The sequence below is a fragment of the Rhizobium sp. RU20A genome (assembly GCF_900155885.1).
In the GTDB taxonomy this organism is placed as follows: Bacteria; Pseudomonadota; Alphaproteobacteria; order Rhizobiales; family Rhizobiaceae; genus RU20A.
Map to the genome: position 1 here is coordinate 82,450 of NZ_FTMB01000007.1, position 14,733 is coordinate 97,182.

At 64.9% G+C, this 14,733-nt stretch carries 16 protein-coding genes; 3 read left to right on the forward strand and 13 right to left on the reverse strand.

The genetic code is table 11. From position 1 onward, the window contains the following. Positions 1 to 45: 45 nt before the first annotated feature. Complete coding sequence (locus F3H41_RS16240; RefSeq protein ID WP_149739731.1) at positions 46 to 987, reverse strand: peptidoglycan-binding protein; 942 nt, start codon at positions 985 to 987, stop codon at positions 46 to 48. Next, complete coding sequence (locus tag F3H41_RS16245) at positions 959 to 2,545, reverse strand: HAMP domain-containing sensor histidine kinase (protein ID WP_244616240.1); 1,587 nt, start codon at positions 2,543 to 2,545, stop codon at positions 959 to 961. The genes F3H41_RS16240 and F3H41_RS16245 overlap by 29 nt, the downstream gene beginning before the upstream one ends. Positions 2,546 to 3,271: 726 nt before the next feature. Here F3H41_RS16245 and F3H41_RS21335 point away from each other — a divergent pair. Both F3H41_RS21335 and F3H41_RS16255 read left to right on the forward strand, forming a co-directional pair. After that, complete coding sequence (locus tag F3H41_RS21335; RefSeq protein ID WP_188129500.1) at positions 3,272 to 3,763, forward strand: DUF5330 domain-containing protein; 492 nt, start codon at positions 3,272 to 3,274, stop codon at positions 3,761 to 3,763. A gap of 159 nt (positions 3,764 to 3,922) precedes the next feature. Next, positions 3,923 to 4,348, forward strand: coding sequence for a SufE family protein (locus F3H41_RS16255; protein ID WP_149739733.1), 426 nt, complete (start codon positions 3,923 to 3,925; stop codon positions 4,346 to 4,348). Between the two features lie 26 nt (positions 4,349 to 4,374). Here F3H41_RS16255 and F3H41_RS16260 read toward each other — a convergent pair whose 3' ends face one another. From F3H41_RS16260 to F3H41_RS16305, 10 genes are all read right to left on the reverse strand, one after another. Then, on the reverse strand, positions 4,375 to 5,223 hold the full coding sequence (locus F3H41_RS16260; protein ID WP_244616241.1) for a DUF6456 domain-containing protein: 849 nt from the start codon (positions 5,221 to 5,223) through the stop codon (positions 4,375 to 4,377). After that, positions 5,216 to 5,590, reverse strand: a complete 375-nt coding sequence (locus F3H41_RS16265; RefSeq protein WP_348532496.1) for a helix-turn-helix domain-containing protein — start codon at positions 5,588 to 5,590, stop codon at positions 5,216 to 5,218. The genes F3H41_RS16260 and F3H41_RS16265 overlap by 8 nt, the downstream gene beginning before the upstream one ends. A 305-nt stretch (positions 5,591 to 5,895) precedes the next feature. Next, entirely contained in the window at positions 5,896 to 6,327 is a 432-nt protein-coding gene (locus F3H41_RS16270; RefSeq protein WP_149739735.1) for a MucR family transcriptional regulator, read from the reverse strand. 672 nt (positions 6,328 to 6,999) lie between these two features. Beyond that, positions 7,000 to 7,338, reverse strand: coding sequence for a monovalent cation/H(+) antiporter subunit G (mnhG, locus tag F3H41_RS16275; RefSeq protein WP_149739736.1), 339 nt, complete (start codon positions 7,336 to 7,338; stop codon positions 7,000 to 7,002). Continuing rightward, the gene (locus tag F3H41_RS16280; protein ID WP_149739737.1) at positions 7,338 to 7,730 is read right to left on the reverse strand and encodes a cation:proton antiporter; all 393 of its coding nucleotides are present in this window, start codon (positions 7,728 to 7,730) and stop codon (positions 7,338 to 7,340) included. Before F3H41_RS16280 ends, mnhG begins: the two co-directional genes overlap by 1 nt. Further along, positions 7,727 to 8,245: a Na+/H+ antiporter subunit E gene (locus tag F3H41_RS16285; protein WP_149739738.1), complete on the reverse strand. Its 519-nt coding sequence runs from the start codon at positions 8,243 to 8,245 to the stop codon at positions 7,727 to 7,729. Before F3H41_RS16285 ends, F3H41_RS16280 begins: the two co-directional genes overlap by 4 nt. Continuing rightward, the gene (locus tag F3H41_RS16290; protein ID WP_149739739.1) at positions 8,242 to 9,855 is read right to left on the reverse strand and encodes a Na+/H+ antiporter subunit D; all 1,614 of its coding nucleotides are present in this window, start codon (positions 9,853 to 9,855) and stop codon (positions 8,242 to 8,244) included. The genes F3H41_RS16285 and F3H41_RS16290 overlap by 4 nt, the downstream gene beginning before the upstream one ends. Positions 9,856 to 9,858: 3 nt before the next feature. Continuing rightward, positions 9,859 to 10,236 (reverse strand): Na+/H+ antiporter subunit C, encoded by a 378-nt coding sequence (locus F3H41_RS16295; protein ID WP_149739740.1) that lies wholly within the window; start codon positions 10,234 to 10,236, stop codon positions 9,859 to 9,861. Further along, a complete protein-coding gene (locus tag F3H41_RS16300) occupies positions 10,236 to 10,655 on the reverse strand; it encodes a Na(+)/H(+) antiporter subunit B (RefSeq protein ID WP_149739741.1) in 420 nt (139 codons plus the stop codon). Before F3H41_RS16300 ends, F3H41_RS16295 begins: the two co-directional genes overlap by 1 nt. Beyond that, complete coding sequence (locus F3H41_RS16305; RefSeq protein ID WP_149739850.1) at positions 10,652 to 13,021, reverse strand: putative monovalent cation/H+ antiporter subunit A; 2,370 nt, start codon at positions 13,019 to 13,021, stop codon at positions 10,652 to 10,654. Before F3H41_RS16305 ends, F3H41_RS16300 begins: the two co-directional genes overlap by 4 nt. A gap of 393 nt (positions 13,022 to 13,414) precedes the next feature. Between F3H41_RS16305 and msrB the strand changes: the two genes are divergently transcribed. Further along, positions 13,415 to 13,828, forward strand: coding sequence for a peptide-methionine (R)-S-oxide reductase MsrB (gene msrB / locus F3H41_RS16310; protein ID WP_149739742.1), 414 nt, complete (start codon positions 13,415 to 13,417; stop codon positions 13,826 to 13,828). 4 nt (positions 13,829 to 13,832) lie between these two features. Here the strand turns inward: msrB and F3H41_RS16315 are convergent, their stop codons facing one another. Further along, positions 13,833 to 14,486, reverse strand: coding sequence for a hemolysin III family protein (locus F3H41_RS16315; RefSeq protein WP_149739743.1), 654 nt, complete (start codon positions 14,484 to 14,486; stop codon positions 13,833 to 13,835). Positions 14,487 to 14,733: the final 247 nt, after the last annotated feature.

The window sequence follows — 14,733 nt, forward strand, 5'->3', positions numbered from 1 at the left end:
AGTGGGAAATGCGCGAGGCGGCAAACGCATCCTTGTCACGGCCGGTCAGAGGGCGCCGATGGCCTTCAGCTTCTTGAGGACCGCCTCGTTCGGACGGCCGGTCTCCGGCAGACTGTAATGTTTCTCGAAATGGCGGATTGCGGCACTGGTCGTGGCGCCGGCAATGCCGTCGACCTTGACGTCGGCATAGGCGAGATTGTTGAGACCCTGCTGGATACGGCGCACGGTCTCGCTGGCCACAAGCGGGATCTCGGCGGGGGGAATAAGGTTCGGATCGGTCTCTGCCGAGCGGATCGCGGCGGCGATCGGATCCTCCGCCCCCGTGCGGCGCGCCGGCTTGTCGAGGTTTGCGGTTTCCAGCGGGCGCTCCGCCGGGCGGGCGAGCGGTGCCGTCATGCCGCGCAGCGCGGCCAGCAGCGCCGGCGTCGGTGCGCCGGTCTCGGCAAGGCCTGCCTTCTTCTGGAAGCTGCGGATCGCCTCGCTGGTCATCGGTCCCGGCCGACCATCCACGGTGCCACGGTAAAAGCCCAGCGCGGCGAGCGAACGCTGGATATCGGCCATCAGCGTCGCATCCGCCGCCGCTGTCCCCTGCTGGGTCGCCGGGGCGGTCGTGCTCCGGCTTGCCTCGGCCGGCACACTGCCGGTCGGCCGGGCCTCGGTATCGGTTGTCGCAGGGGCGGCTTCGTCCGTTTCCCGCTCGATCACGAAGGTCGTCACGCGGCGCGGTTCCACATCGGCCGTCTCGACCTCCTGCGGGCCGCGGGTGGTAAAGAAGGGCGCGGGATGGGCGTGGGGCTGATACCAGACCGCATTGGCGGCCACGAAGGAAAAGGCGACGAGGAAGCTTGCGGTGCCGGCGACGGGCAGCGGATGATCGAACACGGCACGACCCACCCGCCGCGCCGCGCCATAGGCCGGTGCGGCGACGGATGCCCGCTTGACGGGAGCCTTGCGGCGCTCAGGCTGTTTTGGCTTGCGCGGCGCCATGGCCCCTTTCCCTTGCATGTGTTTCGTCAGCGCTCGCGGGCTCAGTGCGGCCGGCGGGCATTGTTTCGCTGACGAGCTTTTCGCTCAGGCGTGGCGGAAATTCGACCGTCGTGCGCACGTTCCCGCCATTGTCCACAGACTTCCCGGCGGCCACCTCCGCAATGCCTTGCCCGTCGAGCGGCAGGAGAATGGTGATGACCGTTCCCTGTCCCAGCTCGCTTTCGACAAGGAAACGACCGCCATGCAGGGCGACGAAGCCCTTGACGAGCGCGAGGCCGAGACCTGTCCCCTCGAAGTTGCGCGACAGGCCGTCATGGGCCTGCAGGAAGGGCTGGCCGAGCCGCTCCAGCATGTCCTTACGGATGCCGATGCCGGTATCGCTGACGGCAAGGCGCAGGTTGTCGCCGTCGATGTCGGCGTCGACCGTCACAACCCCGCCCGCCTCGGTGAACTTGATGGCGTTGCCGACCAGATTGATGAGGATCTGCTTGAAGGCGCGGCGGTCGGCGCAGATTTCGTTGACATGGCGCGTCACCCGGCTGGTGAGGGTCAAGCCGCGCTCGCGGGCCGAAAGCTGCAGCATTGCCTCGCAGGCCGCGATTTCCTCGGCCACGACGAAGGGTTCCGGCACGAGCTCGTAGCGGCCGGCCTCGATCTTGCTCATGTCGAGCATGGAATTGACCAGCGAGAGAAGATGCGCGCCGGAGCGGTGGATCAGGTCGACATATTCGCGCTGGCGATCGTTCTGCAGCTTGCCGAAATATTCGCCTGAAAGAATCTCGGAAAAGCCGAGGATCGCATTCAGCGGTGTGCGCAGCTCGTGGCTGACGGCGGTCAGGAAGCGCGATTTTGCCTCGTTGCAGCTTTCGACATGCTCAACGTGCCGTTCCACATCCTGGCGCAGCCGGACGGCATCGGAAATGTCGGTGGACTGGACGAGGATGGCATCGAGCGCACCGTCGGCCGTGCTGATGGCGCTCATGTCGATGCGCAGGTGGACGAACTGGGCGCCGTCATTGTCGAGACCGGCGCGCTCCATGCGCAGTTCGAGGCCCCGGTGCGGCTCGCCCGTGCGCAGCGCGTCGATCGCCTGCAGGAAGCCGATGCGGTCGGAAATGTGGATCTGGTCGACGAAGCCGCGGCCGAGCGGGTCGCGCATCCAGCCAAAGGTGGTGGCACGGTCGCGGCCATGCACGGCGCGCACGTTGCCCTGGCTGTCATGCAGCGTCACAAGGCCGGGAAAGGCATTGAAGAGGCTCGGAAAGGGTGGCGCAGCCTCGGTCAGCGTCGCGTCCCGATCGCCGGCAATCGCGCGCGCCGCGTCGCAGCGGCGCGAATAGGAAATGCCGGCGACGGCGGCCACGAGCCCGCCGGCGAACGCAAGACCAGCCCCGGCCGGAAGCGCCACGGAAAAGGGAAGAGCGATGCTCAGCAGCGCGGGCATCACCGGCAGCGCAACCAGCGTCAGGGCGGCAACGGAGCGGATCACGCCAAGCTCGTGACGGCGCTGCTCGTCGCGGGCGGCGCGGTCCAGCCAGGGTCCGGCGATCTCATCCACACGGGATGCCCACCTTTCCGTCATGTTACGCAATACACCCACGTCGAACCCTGTAGAGCTGGCATGCAGGTCGTTGCATGCATGCCTTGTCGTTGCCATCCGGGTCTGTCCCGGCCCCGTCAAAGGCCGTTGTCCGGATGCTCAGACTGTCGCATCGGCGGCTTAATGAAAGAATAAGTGAAGCCCGCCGCGGGGGCCTGCAGGGGCCGAAAGTGCCGCTTTTGTTCCAATTCGCGACGCCAATGATTTTCATGGTTAATGTGCCGTAAGCAACGGATTTCCGGTGGTTTTTGCCGATGCGTTAAGATCTGCGGCAAAGCGGCATTCGTGCCTTTCCTGCATTCTCAGGGACTCCGGCGCCGGCGCCCGCCTTGTTGCTTAACGCCATCCCGACAAATGCGCATCGAATGCCCTTCAAATGCCGCAAGTTCGCATTTGAACCAAGTTTGAGACAAAGGCCGCGATCTTGTGCAAGGCGTTCTTCGCAGGCCCCGGCTAGTCTTGCCACTGTCGGAAAAAGGCGTTTGACCTTTGCCGATCCGATGAAGACGGGCCGCCCGCCAAAGCGGGGCAACGAGACCTGTCACATCGTAAAGACTGATCCGGTCGGCTCGCAGAAACAGGGGCGCGCCGATCCCGACGAACACGGATGCGCCACGCGGTGCCGCCACGACCATCGAGGTTTGGCAGCGTCATGGAGGCGTGCGAACACAGGATGGGCAAATCATGTGGTTCCTGGTCAAGGCGGGATTCTGGTTCTCGCTGGTTCTGGTGCTTCTGCCGTTCCTCGATCCGTCTCCGGAACAGTCCGGGAGCGGGCCGAAGGTGGAAATCGGCGAGACCTTCAAGATCGCCGGAGAAGCGATCGCCTATATGCGCAACATCTGCGTGGAAAAGCCTGATGTGTGCGAACAGGGCGCGGAAACCTTTTCGGCGCTCGGCCACCGCGCCAGCGAAGGCGCCCGCATTGCTTATGAATTTCTCGATGCCCGCTTCGGCGCAGCCCCGGACAATGGCGTGATGACGGGCACCGTCAATCCCGGCAGCGACAAGGCCCGACAGGCCCTGCCCGCCGATGCCAAGGCACGCCTTGAAGGCCATCTGCCGAAAGACACGCGGCCGACGACGATGGCCGAAAGCGAGCGCCTGCCCCGGCGGCCTGTGCCGGACGACAATCACACGCCCGTCCCGCAATGGCGCGTCAAGCCCGCGCCCTGACGGCACCGCAGTTCAAAAGATTACCGGTTTCCTGACTGTCCCTGTTGTCAGGCCGCTCGGCCGCGAAGCCTGCCCATCGGCTTCGCGGCCTTTTTTCTTTGCGGCGCTCCCGTCGCTCCTATATGAGGCGCAGGACAGAAGACGGGACTTTCGAACGCCATGGCCGATCTCCAGAGCATCATTGACGATTTCGCTTTCCTGGACGACTGGGAAGACCGCTACCGCTACGTCATCGAACTCGGTCGCAGCCTTCCGGACCTTCCCGAGGACAAGCGCACCGCCGAAAACAAGGTGCAGGGTTGCGCCAGCCAGGTCTGGCTCGTCAGCCATGTCGACACGCCCGGGGCCGATCCGGTGCTCGTCTTCGAGGGCGAATCCGACGCCCATATCGTGCGGGGCCTCGTTGCCATCGTGCTCGCCGTCTATTCCGGCCGCCCAGCCTCCGAGATCGCCAAGACCGATGCCATCGAGGTCTTTTCGAAGATCGGGCTCGTCGAGCATCTGTCCACCCAGCGGGCCAATGGCCTGCGCTCCATGGTCAAGCGTATCCGCGAAGAGGCCGCCGCCCATCTGGCAGCGGCCTGATCACGACGGACGGATCTTTCTCCGTGTCAGAGGGTCGGACGGAAATCGTCCGTGCCCCAGCTGTGCTGGCGCTGACCGGAAGAGCGCGGCGGGGCATAGTGGCGCGCAAGCGCCATCAGCGCGGCCCGCAGCATGACCTTGGCGGAGCGCACCGGCCAGAGCCGCTCCCGCTCCACCGTCTCCAGCCCCTTTTCGAAGCAGCAGATGTCGAGGGCGACGCCGGAGAGCTCCGGCCCCATCGCCTCGACGGCCCGCCGCACCCGCAGGCGCGCCGACAGCGCACTGTCGGAGAGATCCTCCTTGCCGACCCCCTGGCCACTGCCGCCCGGCAGGGGCGGCGCGTAGATCATCGTCAGGCGCGGCTGCAACTGCGCCCGGGTGAAGTCGGCATGCAGCCTTTCGCCGGCGGCGATCGCCTCCGCGGCGAAAAACGGGGCGCCGTCACGTTCCTTCAGCCGCGCCAGCATGGCGAGCGGCGATTCCGTCCGGTTGACGGCAAGGCGCGCCGGTCCCTCCGGTCCCTCCCGCACCGCTTCCTCCACGCAGCGGTGCTGGTCGAGAAAGGCCTCGTCCGGGGCCGCCAGCGCCCGGCGCAGCGCCGTCTCGGTTTCGCGCGTTGCCAAAAGGCGCACACCGTCCCGGCGAAGCAGCCCTGCCCGCGCGGCGGCCGTCAGCACGTCCTCGCCGACCGGCAGCCGGCGGCCGTCCGCCGTCTCGATCGCCATCTGCCGATCAACGGTCGCCCCGGCACCGCCATCGAGGCCGCCATCGGGGGAACCCGCCTCCACGAGCCGGGCACCCGACAGAACCGCCTTCAACAGCCGTGTCAGCGCCCTTGTTTTCCCCACCGGTGCTGTCATGCGTGCATCAGGCATGGGGCTCATCTCCGATGGGGAAAACCAGCGTCGCCACGCGCTCGATGGCGCTGATGAGCGCATCGAAATGCGGTTCGTCGCGGCGGTCCTCCACCACGTTGCAGGCATGGCTGACCGTTGTCCGGTCTCGGCCGAAGCCGAGGCCGACCTCGACCATCGGCATGCGCAGCGTGACATGGCAGACATACATGGCGATCTGGCGGACCTTGCAGGCACTGTCGCGCCGCAGCCGCACCCGGTCGGCCGACAGCGCCAGCATCTCGACGGTCAGCGACCGGACCATGCGGCAGCGCGCGTCCCGCGCCCGCTTCAGGGCTGCGGTCAGTGTCGGTGTTTCGAGGCTCGTGCAGGCGCAGGGCTCGGGCACCACCGCACATCGGTGGGGAGAAACGGGCACCAGAGATCTCGCCAAGGGCGGCAGATCGTGGGGGCACAGCGGAGTGATTGGGGCATGCGACAGGGGCGTTGGCATGAAAACCTCCTTGTTATAGGAATTATTTCATACACATTGCGCCACTGCGGGGAATAGCAGGCGAGCGCCTCCGGCACCATCTCCTTGAAAACACGCCTATAAATTTGCAATTATCAAGATTTTCTAGGCTTTTTTTCCTCATAGAAAAAGGCCGCTGCGCGACCTTTTTGCACTCTCCGGCGATGTCGGGAGGGAATCGCTTACTTGGCGCGGCGCTTGCGGCGCTGGCCGAGACCCATCTCCTTGGCAAGGCGCGAACGCGCTTCGGCATAGGCCGGCGCGACCATCGGATACTCGGCCGGCAGGTCCCACTTCTCGCGGTATTCTTCCGGGGAGAGATTGTGGTGGGTCATCAGGTGGCGCTTCAGCGACTTGAAGGTTCCGCCGCATTCGAGGCAGGTGATCTGGTCGTCCTGAACGGACTTGCGCACCGAAACGGCAGGCTTGGGCTTTTCAATGACCGGCTGCACGGGCTGGGGGCTGGATGTATTGTTCAAGGCAGAATGAACATCAGCAATCAAGGTCGAAAGTTCAGCAACCGGAACAACATGATTGCTGACATAGGCTGCAACGATGTCGGCGGTCAATTCGACCAGAAGATCACTTCCATGGCCCGTGGCTGTTTCCGTCATTTTAGTCTCCTGTCATCCAAAGCGGGTCTTCCATTGGGAGGCGGACAGACCCGGCGAACGTCACACACACTGAGTTCAGCGTAGCGGATGAGGTCCTTGTATGGCGGCAGTTGCACCAACCGCGCGCAAACCGATGGAACGTGAGGAAAACTCTACTTCCCGGGACAGGAGGAGTACGTTCTACTTCAACAAAACCACAAGGCTTACAACCCATCCGATACGTCGGACAGGCCCTGAACTTGGGTCCCGCCCTCGCGTAGTCGAATAACATTGTTCCAGCCGACATCCAAACAGTATTTTCGCATGCGACATGCAATATTTTACCTATGGACCATCATCTTGCTGGTCATTATGCAGCGCGTTACGGCATTATGCGTCCACCGATCGAAACTTTTACGTGGATTTCTTTGTCACAATCTCCATGTTAAGCAGCGATTACGAATCAGTGCGCCACACATTACAACCAATCGTATGTATTCTAGCCGGGAGAAACCACTCTGGTGGTGGAACCACGCGCCGTCCCGCGACCCAACCGCCGCAACGACGTTTGGGTGCGTGAACACGGAAAGCTGACGAGCGGCGCTTCGGAGCAGGACGACTCCACCTGCGGCCTTTCCACGTTAAGCCAGAGTGTGAATACCTGTCAGCGATGTCGTGCTTGCCGGACAGGCTTTATCGCTTGAGATCGTCCCGGACCGTCAGGCGACTGAGGCGATAGCCCATTTCATGTGCCGCCTTTGCCAGGAGATGGGCGGAAATCGGCGCGGTCAGGACGAAAAAGACGACACCGGCCAGGGCGCGGAACAGGACGTAGAGTTCGCCAGTGTGCAGGCCCGCAGCCAGAAGCAGGAGTGACGCCCCCACCGTGCCGGCCTTGGAGGCCGCATGCATGCGGGTGAAGAGATCGGGAAAGCGCAGCAGGCCGATGGCGGCCGTCAGCGTGAAGAGCGCGCCGACAACGACCAGCACGGCAAGGGCACCGGACAGAATGAGAGGCAATGCGGTTTCCATCAGCCTTTTCCCTTCCGGCCCTTGCCTTGCGCCTTCTTGCCGGCCTTCGCGCCGGAGACCGCCGGCTTTCGTGCGACGGCAGCCACCGCCCCGCGTCCGCCTTCTGCCTCGGGATTGAGGCCGCGCGCCAGAATGAAACGGGCAAAGGCGATGGTCGCCAGAAAGCCGACGAGGCCAAGCGCGATCGCGATGTCGATGTAAAGGGTGAAGCCGCTCCTCAAGGCAATGACCGCGATCATGCCGATGGCAACGGCGACGAGCATATCGAGGCCAAGCACCCGGTCGGCAAGCGTCGGGCCGCGCACGATGCGCACCACCGTCAGCAGAAGGGCGATGGAAAGGATGACGAGGGCGGCGGAGGTCGCCATGTCGATCAGGGCTGCCGGTGTCATGCGAAGGCCTCCCGGATGCGGCGCTCGAAGCCCTCGGCGATCCCGCGGCGCAGGGCTGCCGGATCGGCACAGTCGAGCGCGTGGACATAGAGGATGCGGCCCGTCGGTTTTGTCGTTTCCCCGCCCTTGGCTTTTTCGCCCTTCCGTCCTTCGGCCACATCGACGCTCAGCGTGCCCGGCGTCAGCGTGATCATGTTGGCGAGCAGCGTCACCTCGAAATCGCGCGTCAGGTTCGTTTCATAGGCGAAGATGCCGGGCTTCAGCGCCATGTCACGCTTCAGCACGGTGCGTACGACGGCCATGACCGACAGGGCGAGCTCCTTCAGGAAGAGCAGGAAAAGCACCGTCAGCGCGATCGGCCGGATTGGCAGGCGTTCCATGGCCAGGCGGTCGCGCACCAGCCAGAAGCAGGCAAGGCTGACGATCGCGCCGAGCAGCAGGTTGGGGATGCTGAAACTGCCGGAAACGGCGGCCCAGCACAGGATCATGATGGCCAGCAGACCCACGCGTTTCATGGCGTGCCCTCCCCGTTCATGGCAGGCGGAAAGACCGATTGGCGATAGGCGGTCGGATCGAGAAGCCCGGCAGCGGCCTCGTTCGCCGCCGCAATCAGCGGCTCGGGATAGAGGCCGAAGCCGAGGGTGAGCGCGCTCATCAGGCCCAGCACGCCAAGGCTGAGCGGTACGGCGCGACCGGGCGTTACCGACGTCGCCGAACCACCTGCCACCGCGCCGTCCGCGACAGGGCGCCAGAAGGCCAGGAGGAAGACGCGGCCAAGCGCCAGCGTCGTCAAAAGACCCATGAGGATCAACCCGGCCGCCAGCCACCACCAGCCGCCCTCCAGCGCCGCCCGGATCAGCATCACTTTCGGCCAAAGGCCCGAGAAGGGCGGAAGTCCGGCCGCCGACAGGAACAGCATGAGGCTGAGCGCGGCCAGAACCGGCCGTGCCGTCCAAAGGCCGGCCAGCGTGGTCAGCCGCTCGCTGCCGGCAACGGCAAGCGCCAGCGCCGCCACGCCATAGAGAGCCGCCATGACCACCATGGAGTGCACCGCGTAGACGATCGCCCCGGCCAGCCCCGTCGCGCCGCCAATGGCGACGCCGGCGAGGATCGCGCCGATGCCGGCCACGACGAGATAGCCGAAGAGACGGCGCAGATTGTCCTGGGCCAGCGCGCCGAAGCTGCCGACCAGCATGGTGGCGAGCGCCACGAGCCCGAGCGGCAGGGAAAGCTCGCCTGTCGCAGCCGGCATCAGCATCACGCAGACGCGGATCAGCGCGTAGATGCCGACCTTGGTGAGAAGCCCCGCAAACAACGCGGAAACGGCAACGTTCGGCGTGTGATAGGCGGCCGGCAGCCAGAAGTTCACCGGGAAGGCCGCCGCCTTCATGGCAAAGGCGAAGAGGAACAGGCCGGCCAGCGTCACGGCGGGCACGCCCAGCGGCTCGGCCGCGAGCTTGGCCGCGATATCGGCCATGTTGAGCGTTCCAAGCGCCCCGTAGGTCAGGCCAACCCCGATGAGGAACAGCGTCGTGGCGACGAGGTTGAGGAAGCCGTACTTCACCGTGCCGTCAATCTGCGTCTTTTCCGAACCGAGCACCAGCAGGCCGAAGGAGGCGATCAGCAGGACCTCGAACCAGACATAGAGGTTGAAGAGGTCGCCGGTGAGGAAGGCGCCGCTGACGCCGGCCATCAGCAGCAGCAGGAAGGGATAGAAACCGTAGCGCCGCCGGCCGTCATCCACCTCGCCGAGCGCCTGGATGGAAACGAGCAGCGCAACCACCGCCGCCGTCAGCGCGAAGAGCGCACCCAGCATATCCACCGTGAAGGCAATGCCGAAGGGCGGCAGCCAGCGGCCCATCATCATCGTCACGGGACCGTGTGTCGCCACATGCACGAGAAGCGCGGCATCCATCACGACCAGCACGGCGAGCGCGGCGACCGTCAGCCCCGGATGCAGCCGGGTGGCGCCGCGCATCGCCGTCAGCACGGCACCGGCAAGAAGGCACCAGGCGACGGGCAGAATGGTCAGCCATTCGGCAAGGCCCGGCGCGGCCATGCGGTAGGCGGCGGCAAGATCAACGCCCGCGGGCGCGGCGGCAAGGGGAAGAAGTGTCATGGACATGGCTCAATACCCCGCCGGCGGGGCCGGATCGTCGGCGGGCTCCGCCAGGCGCATGCGGTCTGTGTTGTCCGTCTTCAGCGCGTCGATGGCGCGCCAGGACAGGACCAGCAGGAAGGAGAAGAAGGAAAAGGAAATCACGATCGCCGTCAGGATCAGGGCCTGCGGCAGCGGATTGGCGGTCGCCGTCACGGGGCCATCGAGCCCGGCGCCGATCACCGGCGGCACTTCACGCGTCAGGCGCCCCGCCGTGAAGATCAGGAGGTTCACGGCGTTGCCGAGGATGGCAACGCCCAACATCATGCGCACGATGAACTTCGACAGCAGGAGATAGACGGCAAAGGCAAAGAAGATGCCGACGAGAATGGCGAAGACCGGTTCCATCACAGATCTCCCTCTTCTTCCAGCGTCATGGCGATGGAGCCGATGCCGCCGATCACGACGAGGTAGACGCCGATGTCGAAGAGCGTGACCGTCGAGAGCGGCACCGTCACGCCGGCAAAAGACGGCTCGATCCACAGGCCGGTCATGAAGGGCACGCCGGCGGCGAGCGAGACGAGACCGGCGAGCGTCGAGGCCACCAGCCCGATCCCGGCGATCGTGAGGGGATGAAGGACGATGGCTCGGCGCATCGCCGCCACGCCGAAGGCGATGCCGTAGATGGCGAGCGCCGAGACGGCGATCAGCCCGCCGATGAAGCCGCCGCCCGGCTCGTTATGGCCGCGCAGCAGCACGAAGACGGAAAAGAGCAGCATCAGCGCGGTGAGGAAAGGCGCGACGGTTCGGAAGATCAGCGTGCTCATACACCCCTCCCCTGCAGCGGCGCCGTCTCGACCGCCTCGGCGGCATCGGGATCGTTGTCCGCCAGTCTTCGCTCGCTTCCACCGCGCAGGCGCAGCAGCGCAAGCACGGCAAGGCCGGTCGCCATGACCACCGCGATCTCACCCAGCGTGTCGGTGCCGCGGAAGTCGACGATGATGACGTTGACGATATTGGCGCCGTGGGCAATCGTCTTGGAAAATTGCGCGAAGAAGGTGCTGAGTGCTGGATCAAATGGCACGGATGTCACCTTCAGCAGCACGATCGTGAAGCCGAAGCCGACGAGACCGGCCAGCGCCGCATCCGGCAGCAGTTGCCGCAGCGGGCGATGGTCGGAGGGCGACAGGTCGAGCCGCGTCATCACCAGCGCGAGAATGACGACCGACAGCGTCTCGATCATGAACTGGGTGAAGGCAAGGTCCGGCGCGCCGTACAGCAGGAAGATCACCGCCACGGCAAAGCCCTGGATGCCGAGCGAGACGATCGCGGTCAGCCGGTTCGGCGCAAGCACGACGGCAATGAGGCCGCAAAGCGCTATGGCGAAGATCGCCAGTTCATCCCAGGGAATATCCGCCGGGAAGACCGGCGCATTCGGCCATTCGCCGTTCAGCGCCGGCGTCAGCAGAAGCAGCGCGGCAAGGAGCACGAAGCCCGCCGTCATGTAGGCATCCAGCCGGCCGGGCTGGAGACGGCGCGTCAGGGCGGAGGCAAAGCGCAGCACGCCCGCGATCATCTGGTCGAAGCCGCGGTCCGGCCCCCAGCCGAGGGCGTCCATGGGGCTGGTTATCGCGGCGCGCAGGCGCGTCGCCGTCAGGAACATCGCAATGGCGAGCGCCACGGTGACGAGCGAGAGCAGCAGCGGCAGGCCGAGATGCGGCAGGAGCGAGATGGTGACGGGACGGGCCTCACCCGCAACGGCGCTCGCCATCGGTGTCGTCATCATCTGGTGGGTCACGGCCGCGGCGATGGCGATCGCCACGCCCTTGACGGCGAGCAGCAGCGGACCGAGCCAGAGCAGCGGTGGTCCCTCATGGGCATGCTTGGGTGTCTTCACGGGCGCGCCGATGAAGGGACGCACACCCACCAGCAGGCCAACCGCGCCCATCAGCGCATTGCCGATGATGACGACGACGAGCAGGATCGTGACGAAGAGGCCGCCACCGGTCAGCGCGTAATAGGTCTTTTCCTTGGCCAGGAAGCCGAAGGCCGGCGGCAGGCCCATCATCGACAGCGCGGCAAGCCCACCCGCCACGAAGGTGATGGGCATGGCCCGGCCAAGACCACCCAGCCGGGTGACGTCCCGCGTTCCGGCCTCGTGATCGATGATGCCGGCGACCATGAAGAGCGTGCCCTTGAAGAGCGAATGGGCGACCAGATAGAGAACGGCCGCTTCCACCGCATGGGGCGTGCCGAGGCCCGTCAGCAGCACCAGGAGGCCGAGCGATGCCATGGTCGTATAGGCCAGCATGCGCTTCAGATCGGTTTCGGCGAGCGCCATCAGCGCGCCGGCGAGCAGCGTCACGCCGCCAAACAACGGCAGCAGCATCTGCCATTCCGGCGTCTGCCCCATGACCGGATTGAGCCGCATCAGAAGATAGACGCCGGCCTTCACCATGGTGGCCGAATGGAGATAGGCCGATACCGGCGTCGGCGCTTCCATGGCGTTGGGCAGCCAGACGTGGAAGGGAAACTGCGCGGATTTGGTGAAGGCGCCGCCCAGCACGAGCAGCAGGGCCGCCAGGTAGAGCGGGCTGTCGCGCAGCACGCTCCCCATCGCCGCAAGTGCCGAGAGTTCGGAAACGCCCGTGATGGCCTGGATGACCAACAGACCGGCCAAAAGCAGCAGGCCGCCGGCACCGGTCACGACCAGCGCCTGCAGGGCGGCGCGGCGCGCGGCTGTGCGCGTATGGTCAAAGCCGATCAGCAGGAAGGAGGCGATCGAGGTCAGTTCCCAATAGACGAACAGCATCAGGAAACTGTCCGAGAGAACAAGGCCGAGCATCGCGCCCATGAAGAGGAAGAGGAAACTGAGGAAACGTCCGAGATGCGGATGCCCCTTCAGATATCCGCCCGCATAAAGAACGATCAACGCACCGATTCCGGTCACCAGCAGCGCAAAGGTCAGCGACAACCCGTCGATGAGGATGGAAAAGCGCACGCCGAGCGAGGGGATCCAGTCGAAGCCGGCCGTCAGGGCCTGCCCCTCGGAGACGGCCCCCAGATGGCGTGACAGAATGGCGAAGGCACCGAGCGGCAGGAGCGCAAGCACCCATGCCGCCGCACCGCCGAACGCTCGGACGGCCAGGGGAGCAAGCAGAGCGCCGACGAAGGGCAGCAGCAGGGCCAGCATGGTCAGGCCGGTTCCGGTCAATGCGTCAGCCAAGGTTCCTCCCACCGATCGCGCATGCGCGGAGCGATCATGCGTTTCCGGCACGCCGAAGACAAGATGGGCCGGACAAGGACAAAGAGCGCTAAAGACGCCGGAAGACTTCCAGCAGCGCCAGATGAAGAGCCAGCCGAAAAACCACTGGGCGAGACCGGACTTAGGGCAAGGCCCGGGTAAACTCAAGTAAAAGCGAAATGCTATTTTAGCGTTTCCGTTCACGTGTCATCACATCGGCGACACCGAATTGCCATCTGTTCGTGACAGGTGGCGTGCATGCTGTGAACGAGTCGAAGTCGCGCCGGCATTGTCTGCCGGTTCGGACCTCCTATATCGAAGCGTGTACCACAGGAGGACGCCATGGAAACCGCATACAAGCTGAAAGTGGAAAAGAGCGACGCGGAATGGCGGGAGATTCTGACCCCCGAACAGTACCGCATTACCCGCCAGCACGGCACCGAACGGGCCTTTTCCAGTCCCGATTTCGACCTGAAGACCAAGGGCACCTATCACTGCATCTGCTGTGACCGGCTTCTCTATCGCTCGGATGCGAAGTTTAATTCCGGGACGGGCTGGCCGAGCTTTTTCCAGCCGGCGAGCCGCGATGCGGTGACGGCGCACCGGGATCTGTCCTATGGCATGGACCGGGTGGAAATCCGCTGCGCCGATTGCGACGCCCATCTTGGTCACGTCTTTCCCGACGGGCCGCAGCCGACGGGCCTGCGCTACTGCATGAACGGCGTTGCGCTGCGCTTCGAGCCGGACGCCGCCTGAACGATCAGCTGCCGAGCGAGGTCGCGACCGCGCCATAGTGCACGGCCGCGGCCGTCATGACGAAGCCGTGCCAGATCGCGTTCTGGAAGCGCAGTTTCTCCCAGATGTGGAAGATCACGCCCGCCGAATAGATGACGCCGCCGATGACGATGAGCACCATGGTCACGGCCGGTAGACGGTCGAGCAGCGGCCCGGCGGCCATCACGCCGCTCCAGCCCATGGCGAGATAGAGCAGGATGGCCAGCCGGTCGAAACGACCGGGAAAGCCGAATTTCAGCACGATGCCACCCGCCGCGATCATCCAGATGGCAATCAGCATGCCCAGCAGGAACGGGTCATCGGCGCCGCGCTGCAGGAAGGGCGTATAGGTCGCCGCGATCAGGACAAAGATCGCCGAATGGTCGAAGCGGCGCAGGATCCATTTGGTGCGCGACACCGGGTAGAGATTGTAGAGAAACGAGATCCCGATCGCCAGAACCAGCCCGCAGCCGTAGATCCAGACGGCGGCAAGCTCCCCCGTCGTGCCGAAAAAGGTGGCGTAGGCGATCAGCGCCGTGGCGCCGACCAGGGCGAAGGCGAGCCCGCAACCGTGGACGATGCCATCGGCGATCAGTTCGAAGCGATCATAGTCCCACTTGATCGGCCCAAAGTGTGTCATTGCGTTCGTCCCGGCCTTGTCATTCTAGCGCTGCATATGTCGTCTGTTTGGGGCACAATTGCGCCGCCGCGAAATCTTGCCACAGGGGCTCGGTCGCGTTCAACCTCGCAGAGTGACCGTCGCGCAAATTTCGCAAGCGCCAGCGCATCATGCGCGACTTGATCGCATCGCGCTTTCGGGGAAAATGGCGCCGAAGATGATGCCCGGCGACGCCATGCCGGGCAAGGGAGAAGCAAGATGAGGGTAC